The sequence below is a fragment of the Litchfieldella rifensis genome, assembly GCF_042646605.1.
GTDB lineage: Bacteria > Pseudomonadota > Gammaproteobacteria > Pseudomonadales > Halomonadaceae > Litchfieldella > Litchfieldella rifensis.
Window position 1 is genome coordinate 227,609 of the sequence record NZ_JBHRUG010000031.1, and the last position, 13,957, is coordinate 241,565.

The window sequence follows — 13,957 nt, forward strand, 5'->3', positions numbered from 1 at the left end:
AAACTGCCCCAAGCATAACAAAAGACACCGCCCGGGGGCGGTGTCTTGTGGGTGGCAACGATCAACTCGTTCGTTCGCCGGCCGGCGCGCTATCATCGGGCCCCGGGCGAGACCGCGCCGCGACCTGGTCGGCGTCGATGGCCTGGTCCTTGACCTGTTCGTACCACAGGTTGTGGTGTTCCTTGGCCCAGGTTTCGTCCACGTAGCCGGTGGCCATGCCCTCGAGCGAGCCCTCGGTGCCGAGCGTGCCGATGTAGATATGGCCCAGCGCCACCGCGGTCAGCCCCAATGCGCCGACAGCATGGACGATATTGGCCCACTGCATGGTATCGCGACTCTGCCCGTAGTTGGGGAAGTCGAGCACCAGGCCGCTGGCGATCACCGCCAACCCGGCGGTGGCGAGCAGCCAGTACCAGACCTTCTCGCCGCCATTGGCGAAACCGGCGTCGGGATGGCGTCCCTTGCCGATCAGGCCGCCACCTTGTTTGAACCACGCCCAGTCGCCTTTCTTCGGCAGGTTACGCATGAGGAACTTGGCGAGGATGATGATCAGCAGCGCACCGAACAAGGGGCCCAGATAGTTGTGCAGTACCTTGGTACCCGACATCATGCCGGCCCAGAAAGCATCACCGAACAGCGGGCGGAACACGAACTTGCCATACAGCAGGTTCAGCCCGGTGAGGGCCAGGACGATGAACAGCGTCGCCACCGTCCAGTGCAGGGATCGTTCGAGGACCGTCCAGCGCAGCAGTTTGCGGCCGGTACGTGGCTCGTCCAGATCCTTGCGGCCAAACACCAGATAGAAAAGCGTGATCATCACCAGCATCGCGCCGATGGCGATCAGGCCGAAGGGAGATACCCAGCGGTTGCGGATCTGGCGCCAGGTCTCGCCGCCGGCGTTGATCAGGTTGTAGTTGCTGTCAAAGCGGGAATCCCGGTAGTTGGGGCCGGTCTCCCCGCTGCGTACCTGACGCCAGGCATCGGCATTGATCGCCGGTACCGCCGTGGCGATCTCGGCATCGGGGTCGGACTGGGCCAGGGCCGGCTGGACGAGTCCCAGGCCGGCCAACAGGGCCAGGGCGAGCAGCGACATTCGCCACAGCGCCGGCCAGGCATTGAAAAGGATCATGACATGGCCTCCTTACCCCTGGCGGGTGGCGTCATAGGCCAGCGAATCCGCCTTGGCCCGGGGGTTGCCCGACCAGGCGCCATCCTCGTGCCCGCGCTGGACGACGCGCTGGCGGAAGATGTCGGCCACGGTCTGGGCGTCGCCGGCGAGTAGCGCCTTGGTCGAGCACATCTCGGCACACAGCGGCAACTTGCCCTCGTCGATACGGTTGGCGCCGTATTTCTGGTATTCCTCCTCTTTGGTTTCCGCCGGGCCGCCGGCACAGAAGGTACACTTGTCCATCTTGCCGCGCTCGCCGAAGGCGTTCTGTTTCGGGAACTGTGGGGCACCGAAAGGGCAGGCGTACAGGCAGTAGCCACAGCCGATGCAGAGATCCTTGTCGTGCAATACGATGCCATCATCGCGCTGATACAGCGTCTCGGTGGGACAGACGGCGATGCACGGGGCATCGTCGCAGTGCATGCAGGCCACCGAGATCGAGACTTCGGTGGGTTCGCCGTCGTCAAGGGTCACCACGCGGCGGCGCTGGACACCCCACTCCACCTCGTTGGCATTCTTGCAGGCGGTGACACAGCCGTTGCACTCGATGCAGCGTTCCGCGTCGCACATGAACTTCATCGTGGCCATTATTGTTCTCCTCAGCTTGCCTTCTCGATGCGACACAGGGTGCACTTGGTTTCCTGCATCTGGGTCACCGAGTCATAGCCGTAGGTGGTGGCGGTGTTGGCGGCTTCGCCCAGGATGTAGGGCGCCGAGCCCTCTGGATAGCGGTCGTGCAGGCTCTCGCCCTGGAACATGCCGCCGAAGTGGAAGGGCATGAACACGACTTCGCGAGCGACACGCGGCGTGACCAGGGCCTTGACGCGAACGCGTCCGCCTTCGGCGCCCTCGACCCAGACCATGTCGCCTTCCTGAATCGCCAGGTCATTGGCCAGTGCCGGGTTGATCTCGACGAACATCTCCTGTTGCAGTTCGGCCAGCCATGACATGGAGCGAGTTTCCTCGCCGCCACCCTCGTATTCGACCAGGCGTCCGGAGGTCAGGATGATCGGGTAGTCGCCGGTGACATCCTTCTCCTGGATGCTCTTGTAGAGCGTCGGCAGGCGATAGTGCGAGGCCACGTCGTCCCAAGTCGGATAGTCCGCGACCAGATCGCGGCGGCTGGTGTAGAGCGGTTCGCGATGCTTGGGGATGGGATCGGGGAAGGTCCAGACGTTGCAGCGCGCCTTGGCGTTGCCGAAAGGCGCGCATTCGTGGGCGATGGCCACCCGCTGGATGCCGCCGGAAAGGTCGGTCTTCCAGTTCTTGCCCTCGGCCTCTCGTTGTTCTTTCTCGCTAAGGTCGTCCCACCAACCGAGGTCCTTGAGCATGTCGGCGGTGAACTCGGGGTAACCGTCCTCGAGCTCGGAGCCCGCGCTGAAGACACCGTCGGCGAGGAGGTTCTCGCCGTTACGCTCGATGCCGAAGCGGGCACGGAAGGTCAGGCCGCCTTCGGACACCCGCTTGCTGGTGTCGTAGAGGATCGGCGTGCCGGGATGCCCCATCTCGGCGGTGCCCCAGCACGGCCACGGTAGGCCATAGTAGTCTCCGTCCGCCGGGCCGCCTTCGGCCCGTGAGGTGTGGAAGTCGAAGGTATGCCAGTTCTGCTGATGAGCCTTGAGTCGCTCCGGACTCTGGCCGGTATAGCCAACGGTCCACATGCCGCGGTTGAACTCGCGAGTGATGTCCTCGACCAGCGGTTCGGTGCCGTTGACCTCGATGTGCTTGCACAGCTGGTCGGCGAAGCCCAGCTTGCGGGCCAGCAGGTACATGATTTCGTGGTCCGGCTTGGACTCGAACAGCGGCTCGATCACCTTGTCGCGCCATTGCAGCGCGCGGTTGGTGGCGGTGACGCTGCCCGAGGTCTCGAACTGGGTGGCGGCGGGCAGCAGGTAGACCCCATCGCTGCGGCCATGCATGACGGCGGCCACGGTCGGGTAGGGGTCGACGATGACCATCATCTCGAGCTGCTGCATGGCTTTCTGCATCTCGGTGCCGCGGGTCTGGGAGTTGACCGCATGACCCCAGTAGAACATCGCCTTGAGCCGTGTTCGTTGAGAAATATGCTCCTCCTCCTCGAGTACCCCGTCGACCCAGCGGGAAACGGTGATGCCGTTGGAGTTCATCGGCTTGCCGTCGGCATACTCGGTCGGGTCGAAACGGCTCTCGAGCCACCCGTAGTCGAGGTCCCAGACGCGCGCCCAATGCCGCCAGGCTCCCTCCTCCAGGCCGTAGTAACCGGGCAGCGAGTGGGACATCAGACCCAGGTCGGTGGCGCCCTGGACATTGTCGTGACCGCGGAAGATGTTGGCCCCGCCACCGGACTTGCCGATGTTGCCCAGCGCCAGTTCCAGGATGCAATAGGCGCGGGTGTTGTTGTTGCCGGTGGTGTGCTGGGTGCCGCCCATGCACCAGACGATGCAGCCGGGACGGTTCTCGGCCAACTGGCGGGCGGTGTCGCGCATCACCTCCTCGGGAACGCCGGTGATGTTCTCGACCACGCCGGGCGGGAAGTTGGCGACTTCGTCACGGACCTCGTCCATGGCATAGACCCGTTGATTGATGTACTCGCTGTCCTCCCAGCCGTTCTCGAAGATGTGCCACAGCAGCCCCCAGATGAAGGCCACGTCGGAGCCGGGGCGGAGGCGGACGTAGCTGTTGGCCTTGGCCGCGGTGCGGGTGAAGCGTGGATCGACGACGATGATATTGGCGCCATGCTCCTTGGCGATCAGGATGTGCTGCATGGCCACCGGGTGGGCTTCACAGGGGTTGGAGCCGATGAACATGATCGACTTGCTGTTCTGCAGGTCATTGAGCGAGTTGGTCATCGCTCCGTAGCCCCAGGTGTTGGCCACCCCGGCCACGGTGGTGGAGTGGCAGATGCGTGCCTGGTGGTCGGTGTTATTGGTGCCGGCCAGGGCGGCGAACTTGCGCAGCAGATAGGCGCCTTCATTGCTGAACTTGGCCGAGCCTAGCCAGTAGATGCTATCGGGGCCATGTTGTTCGGTCAGCTCCAGCACCTTGTCACCGATCTCCTCGATGGCATCTTCCCAGCTCATGCGCTGCCACTCGCCGTCGACCAGCTTCATCGGATACTTCAGCCGTCGGCTGGAGTGGCCGTGCTGGCGAAGGGAGGCGCCCTTGGCGCAGTGGGCGCCACGGTTGATGGGGTGGTCGAAGGCGGGCTCCTGCTTGGTCCAGATGCCTTCCTGGACCTCGGCGTAGACACCACAGCCCACCGAGCAGTGGGAGCAGACGGTGCGCTTCGTTTCCACCGGCGTATCCAGCACCGGTGTCTTTTCGTCGGCCTCGGCCCGGCGCATCATGGGGGCGCCCATGAAACTGGCGGCAGCCAGTCCACCGGTGGTGGCCCCGCTACGCATGAGGAACTGGCGACGGGAAATACCCAGCCCGGCAGCCCTCGGGGTATCGGATTTTCGAGTCAAACGCATGGCATCGATCTCCTGGCTGTCGGGCCGTCAGTCACGCAAGGTGGCGTAGAAGGCACGGATGTGATCGGTTTCCCGGTATTGGCGGGTCGTGTCGGCCTGCTCGGGGGATTTCGATTCGGCCTGTGCCAGGGTGACGTGGCCGATGGCGGCTGCCGCCCCGGCGGCTGCGGTACCTACCCCGAGGGTCTTGAGAAAGCGGCGTCGCTCTGGGTTGCGTGTCTTGCGCATGGGGTATCTCCTCGATCATGCAATGGCCGTTGTTTGGCCTTGTTGTCGTTGTGTCATCACGGTCCGATGTGAGGGGGGCAAGGCTCGACGAGCCGAACGGGTTCCTGGCTCGCCTCTCTTTCGAGGCGACCAAGCTCCATGTCCGTAAAGGCCCGCCCGAGTTGGCCGAGCCGAGAATAGAAAGGGGTATCGACCGCTTCCAGGTCGGCGAAACAGCGCGCGGCCCAAGGTGCCAGGTGACGCATGAAGAACTTCGCCTCGGCAGGGGAGCGGGTCTCGATCAGCATGGCCATGACCTCGCACAGCGCGGCCAGGTGATCCTCCGGGTCGCGCGTGTGCTCGGTGCGCTCATAGCCGAGCTGCCTGAGGTCGCGGCGCAGGGCGAGCAGAGCCTCGTCCATCAGGCAACCGTTGCGATACCAGGAAGCGTAGGGAAGTACATCGCCCTCGATCACTCCCACCAGATGGCGAAAATGAGCGCGCGCCAAAGCCTCGGGCGAGGTTTCCCGAGCGGCCGCGGCCAGTGCCGCCCAGCCCGAGGCAAGGGCGCTGCCGTCATCCTCGGCTTCCAGTCCGGAGAGCCAATCGATCAGCGTCCGATCCGGCGCTTCGCGCAGCAGCCGTGCCAACAGTCGATAGACATCGGCCCGCAGGGCATGGGGTTCGTCGAGGTCGGGTAACTGTGTCGTGGTGGCATCGGTCATCTGTGTTACACCTTCAGTTGCGATTCGGGGTCGCGTGCCATTTCCTTCCAGACGTCCTTCACCCGGCAGTCTTCGCACATCTCGAGACGCGACAGGGCATCACCGGCGAAATAAGGATGATCGGCCAGCTTGGCCTTGATGTTGGCGATGGTGCTGACCGTGGCGAAGGGCTTGCCGCAGCGAATGCATTCGAAGGCCGCTTCTTCATGGCACACCCGCCGTTGCTCGCGCCCTTCGTCGGACAAGAACCCCGGGACCAGGGAAATGGCATTCTCCGGGCAGGCGTTGGCACAGAGTCCGCACTGAACGCAGTCGGCTTCGCGAAAACTCAACTGGGGGCTGTCCTGGCCGGCCGCCAGTGCGGGGGTGGGGCAATTGGACACGCAGGCCATGCACAGCGTGCAAGTCTCGGTATTTACCTCGATGCCGCCGTAAGCGGCGCCGGCGGGTACCGGGTGACGCTGTCCATCGGGCCGGCCCGGCGCGGTCAGCCGTGCCAGCACTTGATTCAGACGTTCGCGCTTTCCGTCCGCCTCGAAGGCCAACGGGGCGGTCGTCAGAGGAGGGAGTCTTGGCAAAGCATCACGGGACGCGCTATCAGCGGCGTCGATACGCCTCACGCGATCCCGCGAATGACCCAGAGCCTCGAGCAGGGCGTGAGCCTGGGCGAGTTGGTCGTCTATAAAGGTTGCGAGCCGCTCGGGCATCTTCGGGTGGCACTGGATACGCACCTCGGCGGCACCACCCGCCAGAGCGGTCAGCCACTGGTCGTGGCCGGCGGCACCGAGCTCTTCGAGAGGGATATCGAGGACATGGCCGGCGGTCTCGTCTTCCCCCGCGATATCCTCGGCCTCGGCGAAGCGAACCACCGGGGTCATGCCACCGGCCTGATGGTAAGCGTCCAACCAGGCCAGCAGGGTCTCCTGTTGACGCTGGGTTTCCGGCACGTGGTACTGGATGGCTCCAGTGGGACAGGCGCTGGTGCAACTGCCGACGCCATGACAGCGGAAGGGGTCGATCTCGATCCAGGCCTCGATGCGGCCCTGGTGGCTGGTGACGGCGTCGGCCGGACACACTTCCAGACAGCGAGTACAGCCGGTATTGCCGCTGGCGGCATGGGCGCAGATCTCGTTGTTGATCTGAAAGTAGCGCGGCTTGTCGAATTCGCCGACCAGGCTCGAGAACTCCTCGAGCACGGCATCACGATCGGCGTCTCCCGGCTGGCTGGTCAGGTAGCCGGGAGGAGGTAATTCGAGCGGCAGGGCGGGTGTCGTGCCGAGATCCAGAATCAGGTCGAAATGCTCACGAGAGGCCAGCGCCGTTGCCAGGTTCAGGAGTGCCTCGTCCTGCGCCAGGCTGACCGAGAAGCGGCCCAGATAGCCTTCAATGCGCAGGGCATGTGTCTGTGCGTGCGTCAGGGAGTGACTGTTCAGGTCGGCGGTGTCGGCCAGCAGGACCGCATCATCGTCCTGCGGGTGGCGAGATCCGTCAACGGGCTCGGTGAACAACAGGGTCAGGGAGGCGAGGCCCTTGCCTCGCAGTGAACGGGCAGCACTCCGGGCTTCGCGTTCGTTGCCCAGAATCAGGGCATGACCATCACTCACATACCCGATAGTGCTCGGTATGAGATTGATTGGCCATGATACCCTGCGGTGGGCGTCCTCTTTGGCGTGCCGGTTGAGTGGGTCATCCACCGGCATCAGGTCGATTCGCTGGTTCATGAGGGCTCACGGTCTGTGTTTCTATAGTTATTGTTAAGCCTTGCTAATACAGTGTTGGTTGGTTTGTGAGATTTTGCCAACGTATCCTTCGTCTAATCCCTGGACGTGATGCGCGACTTGGCATCGGCGATGGCCTTGCTTGCCGGTTCGATGGCGTCGCCAGCGTGATCTTCGTCATCTGAATCCAAGGATGCCGTTGTCGCTTCCCGGTCATTCGCTTCCATCCCGGGTTTCGTTTCGACGGTCTCGGGTTCCGTTTCGGTGGTTTCGGTCTCGTCAAAGCGGTCGGCCCATTTCCTCAGACGCTGTGCCACCTCGCTGGTCAGGGGCTTGAGGCATTGCCGGTAGTCATGGTCATAGTCATTGAGTCCGTCGCGAATGCCATAACGCTCTGCAGCGAAAAGGCGACGCAGGGCGCGCTTGCGCAAGCCAGCACTGACTCCCGGCGCCATGAAGGCTTTGATGTCACTGCCGGCCGGCAGGGTGTCAGGGTCGGGCAGGGTGTGGTCCAGGCTGCCGGGTTCGGGGTCGGGCGGAGCCGTGTCCTCCGCGCTGGGCGTCTCGATATCGTCAGGGCCGGGGTCCGGCATCTCGGCGTCGACTGGCGGCGCAGCAACTTCCTCGTTGTCGGCGCTATCCTCGCCCAGCTTGCGCCGTGACCAGCGGCTGAGTCGGCTCATGCGATGTCCTCCCGAGCGCGTCCCGCCCCCTTGCGCTTCTTCTTGCGTCCCTCCTCGGGCGCTTCTCCGTGATGAACGAGATAGGCCTCCAGCCAGGCCTGAATCGCCAATGGCATGCCGACTTCCAGTACCCGCTGCTCTCCATCCAGCCAACTGGCAGCGACATCCTGGCTAGCGGTAATGGCCGACGGGAGCGGCTTGTCATCGGACCCACCGCAACGAATGAACAGCCGTGGCGTGCGGGCCGTCAGGTTGAAGCGGTAGGCGGCTCGTTCGGTGAGATAGAGCTGCAGTTTCAAGACACAAGGGCCCTGGTCGCCCGGTTGCAGATCGACAATTCGCCAGTGGGTGGTGGCGAACCCTTTTATCCGTCGGGATTCACCCGTGAGAGCGAAGCTGAGTACTCGTGTGCTGCTGATGGACGTCATGACGATGGCACTCGCACTATTCAACATTGAGTAAAGACAGTAGAAGTGGAGAATGCCATCATCGTATTCAACGCTTTGCCAAGGAGCCTCTGGATGCACGCTATCAAGCTGAGTCGAGCACGGTTACCGACGACCCTGGAAATCGACGTCACCGACGAGTTCGGTGAATGCCGGCGTCAGGCGATCGCCGCCGAGCGGGCCTTGACGGTATACCTCAACCGCCACGAGATCGTCACCTTGATGACCCTGGGGGCACAGCCGGAAGCCCTGGTGGTGGGCTATCTGCGGAACCAGGGACTGGTGGGAGAGCGTGACGACCTGCTCGCGGTTCATGTCGACTGGGAAGTCGAAGCTGCCGCCGTGGTGACGCGACACTTGCCGGAGGACCTGCAGGAGCGGCTCGGTCAGCGCACCGTGACGACCGGTTGCGGGCAGGGCACGGTATTCGGCCGCCTACTGGACGCCACTGCCCTGAAGCCGCTACCCAGGACGTTGCTGCCGCAGTCGGTGCTCTACCGATTGCTGGAGAATCTTGGCGCCTACAACGAAACCTATCGCAGCGCCGGAGCCGTGCATGGCTGCGCCTTGTGCCGGCAGGACGAGGTGCTGGATTTCATCGAGGACGTGGGACGCCACAATGCCGTGGATACCTTGGCCGGGCGCCAGTGGCTGGAACAGTCCGAGTCCCAGGGCGCCGACATCTTCTACACGACCGGTCGTCTGACGTCCGAGATGGTACTCAAGGTTGCCCAGATGGGCATCAGCGTGCTGGTATCGCGCTCCGGGGTGACGCAGAAGGGCGTCGAACTGGCCGAACGTTTTGGCGTGCTGCTGATCGCCCGGGCCAAGGGGCGTCACTTCCAGGCCATTCATGCCAGTGATCGTCTGGTGCTGGATGCGGTGCCGGCCAAACGGCCGGGGGAAAAGCGCAGTACCAAGGTGGCCAGATCCTCTTGATGCGCTTTGACGTGAGGTTTGCGAATCAGGCCGAATCGCTTCGCGTGCAGACCGACAGCACCACGGCGTCTTCCTCGCTGACAGACACCAGGGCATGGCCCATGTCGCTGTCGAAGTAGATGCTATCGCCACGCTCGAGCTTCAGCGGCTCGTAGAATTCGGTGTAAAGCAGGATCTCGCCGTCGAGCACGATCAGAAACTCTTCGCCATCGTGGCGCACCCACTCGCTGAACTCCTCGAAGTGTCGTGCCCGGACGATGGTCTTGAACGGGATCATGCGCTTCTGAGCCAACTGGCAGGACAGTAGCTCATGTTCGTAGGTCGGGGTGGGGTGCAACTGGCCTTCACCGACACGCGTCAGATCACGACGCCCCAGGGTACGGCTCTGGGGTTTGGGGGGGCTGAGCAACTGGGGCAGGTCGATCCCCAGCCCGTTGATCAGCTTCTGCACGGCGCTGAAGGTCGGCGAGATCTGATCGTTCTCGATCTTGGAAAGGGTCGAGCGGGCCAGGCCGGTACGCTGGCTGACATCCTCCAGGGTCCATTGATTGGCCAGGCGGATTTCCTTGAGGCGCTCTCCCAGACGCAGGGGCTCGACGAAGGCCTTGCGGCCGGAAGCGATGCGTAGCGCGGCATCCTGATCGGTGGTGGCGGTCATGGTGGTTCACTATTGGAAACATTATTTCTCAATAGGCTACCACAAAACGTTTTGGTCACGTGGCGCAGACACGCTGCGCGATTGCTTCACCACGACACTTTTCAAGCTCCGCTTCGCCCCGAATACGGCTGAGCCGGCCTAGTCCGTTTCCTCAGCGCAGGAAACACGAGTCGGTCATGACGGGTATGGCAGACCCAGCAGCGCCTTGACATGGGCCTCGGCACAGCGGCCCAAGGACTCGAGATCGTAGCCGCCTTCGAGCACCGACACCAGGCGATTGTCGGCATAGAGTGCGGCGATTTCCATCGCCAGGCGAGTGACCCAGTAATAATCGTCCTCCTCCAGGCAGAGTTCGGCCAAGGGGTCGTTGCGATGGGCGTCGAAGCCTGCCGAAACCAGCACCAGTTCGGGCTTGAAGGCGTGCAGGGCGGGTAGCCAGTCGTCCTCGATGGCTTGGCGGAACTCGTCACTGCCGCTGCCGGCCGCCAGTGGTGTGTTGATGATGTTGTGCCATTCGCTTCTAAGGTAGCGCCAAGGATAGAAGGGGTACTGGAAGCTGGAGCAGACCAGGACATTCGGGTCGCCCTTGAAGATATCCACCGTGCCATTGCCTTGGTGGACATCGAAATCGAGAATGGCGACACGCTCGGCTCCATGGCGAGCACGGGCATGGGCGGCGCCCACCGCGATATTATTGATGAAGCAGAAGCCCATCGGGTCGGTGACCTCGGCGTGATGGCCTGGCGGGCGCACGGCACAGAAGACGTTGTCGGCCTGACCGCGGAAGACCTGATCGACTCCTCGCACCACGGCGCCGGCGGCCAGGCGGGCGGCGCTGAGACTGGCGGGATTCATCAGGGTGTCGCCGTCGAGGGCAACGAGGCCGTGTTCCGGCACGCACCTGGCCAGCGCCTGTAGATGGCGATCGGGGTGGACACGAGAAAGCTGTTCGTCGGTAGCCGGCTTGGCATCCGATTGCATGGTTTGCTGCAGCACGCCGGTCAGTGCCAGACGGGCACGGATCGCTTCCAGTCGCAAGGGGCTTTCGGGATGCTCCGGTCCCATGTGATGGTCATGGCAGTGGGGGTGAGAGATATAGGAAGTGATCATCGCTGGCTCCACTGAAGATGTTGTACCTTAAGCGTCGCAGCCCCTTGCATGACAGTGCCAATAAGTCGTACACAGGGGAAACGATTCGAGGAGGGCCAACCTTGGGTACGCGATTTCTGCGTCACTTTTTCGAGCCTCAGAGTCTGGCGGTCATCGGCGCCTCCGAAAAGCTTCACTCGATGGGCGGCCTGGTGATCCGTAACCTTCAGGAGGCCGGTTTCCCGGGATCGATATGGGCGGTCAATCCCAAGGGCTATGCCAGTGTGTTCGGACAGCCTGCCGTCAAGCGGGTCGTCGATCTGCCCGAGGTGCCGGATCTGGCGGTGATCTGTTCGCCGGTGGCATCGGTGCCCAAGCTGATCGAGCAGTTGGGACGGTTCGGTGTCAAGGCGACCATGGTGCTTTCCGGCGGCGCCCATCTGGATGACCGCAGCGCCGATGGTGGCTCGATCCGTGAGCGAATGCTCAAGGCCGCGCGGCGTTCCGGCATCCGCGTCCTGGGGCCGGAGTGCCTGGGGGTGGCAGTGCCGGGGCACAAGCTGAATGCGACCTACGCCAGCCAGCCGATCCTGCCTGGCCGGGTCGCCTATCTGGGGCAGTCGGGCATGCTCGGCAACGCCATGATCGACTGGGCAGCGGGGCGCGGCATCGGGTTCTCGCATCTGGTCACCCTCGGCGACAGCGTCGATGTGCTGTTGCCCGATCTGATCGACTATATCAACCAGTATGCACCCAGCCAGGCGATCCTGTTGCACCTGGAGCGTATCCAGGATGCCCAGCACTTCATGACCGCGCTGCGCGAAGCCTCGCGTCATCGCCTGGTGCTGGCGATCAAGAGTGGTCGCACGCCACAGTCGGATCTGTCCGGTCAACCGCCGACACCCGGCATTGCCAACCGCGATGTCATTGTCGACGCTGCCCTGGCGCGGGCCGGCGTCGTCAGGGTCGACAATTCCGATGAGCTCTTCGATGCCCTGGAAACCCTGTCGCGCATGAAACCGTTGCATGGCGATCGCCTGGCGATCGTTTCCAATGGCTTGGGCCCGGCGCTGTTGGCCATCGACAAGCTGACCAGCGCCGGCGGACGACTGGCGGAGTTCGATGAGGCCACGTGCCAGGCGTTGCGTGAGGGAGACTTCGACATGACGCTGCCGGGACGCAATCCTGTCGACCTGGGGGGCAATGCCACTGCGGAGAAAATGGTCGATGCGCTGGAGGTGGTGGCGGCCGATGCCAATGTGGATGCAGTGCTGGTAGTACACGCCCCGACGCGCATGGCGCCCTCCAGGATCACCGCCCAGGCCATCGTGGCCAATCGCAGGCGCTTCAAGCGCAACCTCCTGACCAGTTGGATGGGCCTGGAAGAAGCCTTGTCGGCGCGCCATGAAAGCAACCTGGCAGGTATCCCGACCTATATCTCGCCCGAGAAGGCGGTCAAGGCCTTCATGCACATGGTCGACTACCAGCGGGTGCAGGCGTTACTGCAGGAAACGCCGCCGAGTCTGCCGTTCACCACCACCGCCGGGATTCGCGCTCGCTGCCGCACCTTGCTGGACAATGCCAAGGAGCAGGGGCGCAATTGCCTGACCCATTCCGAGACCGCTCGTGTCCTGGAAGCCTATGGGGTTCCCGTCGCATTCGGTCGCTATTTTTCAACGGCGGAAGAGGGTGCCCGTGCGGCGGCTGATTTCGACGAGCGCATGGCCCTCAAGGTCGTGCACGAGCACAACTGCGTGCCGTATCGCTATCGCCGCCATCCCCACAAGCTCTCTGCCGGCCTGCTTCAGGACCTGGCAACGCCCGAGGAGGTCGTCGAGGGCGTCCAGCGCCTGGCTGACAAGGTGCGCGAGAAATTTCCCGGCACCGCGATTCACGAATACTGCCTGCAGTCCATGCAGCGTGGTAAACATTCCATGCAGCTCTGTGCCGGTGTGACGCGTGACTCGGTCTTCGGTCCGGTGATCGTGTTCGGTATCGGTGGGTACAAGGTGAATGTGTTGGCCGACCGCCATGTGGCCTTGCCGCCCCTGAACATGACCCTCGCCGACGATCTGGTGTCGAGCACGCATGCCGCCAAGCTGATTCGTGAGCACTCCTCGGATTCGCGGCGTGATATCGAGCGCCTGTGCCAGCTACTGGTCAAGCTGTCGCAGATGGCTTCGGACCTCCCGGGAATGAAGGGGCTGGAACTCAATCCGTTGCTGCTGAATCGCGATGGCCTGGTGGCGGTGGATTTCGCCATGGATCTGGGCGTGCCGGCTCGTCATGCGATCATGCCGTATCCTGAAGAACTGCGCGATTGGGTGACGCTCGACAATGGCATGCGCGTCGAGGTACGCCCGATTCGCGCTGAAGATGCGCCGCTGATCACCGCCTTCCATACGCAGCTTTCCGAGGAAAGCATTCGCTTTCGCTACTTCCACCACAAGGCCGATCTCACCAAACGCGACCTGTCGATGCTGGCGCACATTAACTACGACCGCCAGATGGCGTTTATCGCCGAGCACCATCGCGACGATGGCGGCAGGGAGATGCTGGGCGTGGTGCGGGTATGGAATGACCCCGACAACATCCGTACCGAGTTCTCGGTCATCATCCGCGATGACCTGCATGGCCAAGGGCTGGGAAGCCTGCTGATGAACAAGATGATTCGCTACTGCCAGAGCGTGGGTACCCTGGAAATGGTCGGCAAGGTCATGGTCGATAACCATCCCATGCGGGCGTTGATGAAACACCTGGGGTTCCGGCTGCGCTACAACATGGAAGAACAGGTGGTGGATGCGACCCTGCGCCTTAACGAACCGCACAGCGATTGGCAGCGCCATCGCCTGGAAAGTCTGCCTGACTGAGC

General features: G+C 63.2%; 12 protein-coding genes. 2 read left to right on the forward strand and 10 right to left on the reverse strand.

All coding sequences use genetic code 11. From position 1 onward, the window contains the following. Positions 1 to 61: 61 nt before the first annotated feature. The 8 genes from ACFOEV_RS16845 to ACFOEV_RS16880 all read right to left on the reverse strand — a co-directional run bounded on the left by ACFOEV_RS16845 (position 62) and on the right by ACFOEV_RS16880 (position 8,381). Positions 62 to 1,129, reverse strand: coding sequence for a formate dehydrogenase subunit gamma (locus ACFOEV_RS16845; protein WP_386776036.1), 1,068 nt, complete (start codon positions 1,127 to 1,129; stop codon positions 62 to 64). 12 nt (positions 1,130 to 1,141) lie between these two features. Further along, positions 1,142 to 1,756, reverse strand: a complete 615-nt coding sequence (gene fdh3B / locus ACFOEV_RS16850) for a formate dehydrogenase FDH3 subunit beta (RefSeq protein WP_386776038.1) — start codon at positions 1,754 to 1,756, stop codon at positions 1,142 to 1,144. Between the two features lie 11 nt (positions 1,757 to 1,767). After that, entirely contained in the window at positions 1,768 to 4,620 is a 2,853-nt protein-coding gene (locus tag ACFOEV_RS16855; protein WP_386776040.1) for a formate dehydrogenase subunit alpha, read from the reverse strand. 27 nt (positions 4,621 to 4,647) lie between these two features. After that, the gene (locus tag ACFOEV_RS16860; protein WP_386776042.1) at positions 4,648 to 4,848 is read right to left on the reverse strand and encodes a twin-arginine translocation signal domain-containing protein; all 201 of its coding nucleotides are present in this window, start codon (positions 4,846 to 4,848) and stop codon (positions 4,648 to 4,650) included. Between the two features lie 56 nt (positions 4,849 to 4,904). Next, positions 4,905 to 5,552, reverse strand: a complete 648-nt coding sequence (locus ACFOEV_RS16865; RefSeq protein WP_386776044.1) for a TorD/DmsD family molecular chaperone — start codon at positions 5,550 to 5,552, stop codon at positions 4,905 to 4,907. Between the two features lie 5 nt (positions 5,553 to 5,557). Further along, positions 5,558 to 7,273 carry a 4Fe-4S binding protein gene (locus ACFOEV_RS16870; RefSeq protein WP_386776046.1) on the reverse strand — a complete coding sequence of 572 codons (1,716 nt, stop codon included), beginning with the start codon at positions 7,271 to 7,273 and terminating at the stop codon, positions 5,558 to 5,560. Positions 7,274 to 7,365: 92 nt separating this feature from the next. Continuing rightward, positions 7,366 to 7,953: a DUF3306 domain-containing protein gene (locus ACFOEV_RS16875; protein WP_386776047.1), complete on the reverse strand. Its 588-nt coding sequence runs from the start codon at positions 7,951 to 7,953 to the stop codon at positions 7,366 to 7,368. Continuing rightward, positions 7,950 to 8,381, reverse strand: a complete 432-nt coding sequence (locus ACFOEV_RS16880) for a DUF3305 domain-containing protein (RefSeq protein WP_386776048.1) — start codon at positions 8,379 to 8,381, stop codon at positions 7,950 to 7,952. Before ACFOEV_RS16880 ends, ACFOEV_RS16875 begins: the two co-directional genes overlap by 4 nt. A 93-nt stretch (positions 8,382 to 8,474) precedes the next feature. Between ACFOEV_RS16880 and ACFOEV_RS16885 the strand changes: the two genes are divergently transcribed. After that, entirely contained in the window at positions 8,475 to 9,338 is an 864-nt protein-coding gene (locus tag ACFOEV_RS16885; RefSeq protein WP_386776049.1) for a formate dehydrogenase accessory sulfurtransferase FdhD, read from the forward strand. A 25-nt stretch (positions 9,339 to 9,363) separates the two neighbouring features. Here the strand turns inward: ACFOEV_RS16885 and ACFOEV_RS16890 are convergent, their stop codons facing one another. Both ACFOEV_RS16890 and ACFOEV_RS16895 read right to left on the reverse strand, forming a co-directional pair. Then, entirely contained in the window at positions 9,364 to 9,996 is a 633-nt protein-coding gene (locus ACFOEV_RS16890; protein ID WP_386776050.1) for a helix-turn-helix domain-containing protein, read from the reverse strand. 174 nt (positions 9,997 to 10,170) lie between these two features. Further along, positions 10,171 to 11,106 carry a histone deacetylase family protein gene (locus tag ACFOEV_RS16895; protein ID WP_386776051.1) on the reverse strand — a complete coding sequence of 312 codons (936 nt, stop codon included), beginning with the start codon at positions 11,104 to 11,106 and terminating at the stop codon, positions 10,171 to 10,173. Between the two features lie 101 nt (positions 11,107 to 11,207). Between ACFOEV_RS16895 and ACFOEV_RS16900 the strand changes: the two genes are divergently transcribed. Beyond that, on the forward strand, positions 11,208 to 13,955 hold the full coding sequence (locus ACFOEV_RS16900) for a bifunctional acetate--CoA ligase family protein/GNAT family N-acetyltransferase (protein ID WP_386776052.1): 2,748 nt from the start codon (positions 11,208 to 11,210) through the stop codon (positions 13,953 to 13,955). Positions 13,956 to 13,957 lie beyond the last annotated feature (2 nt).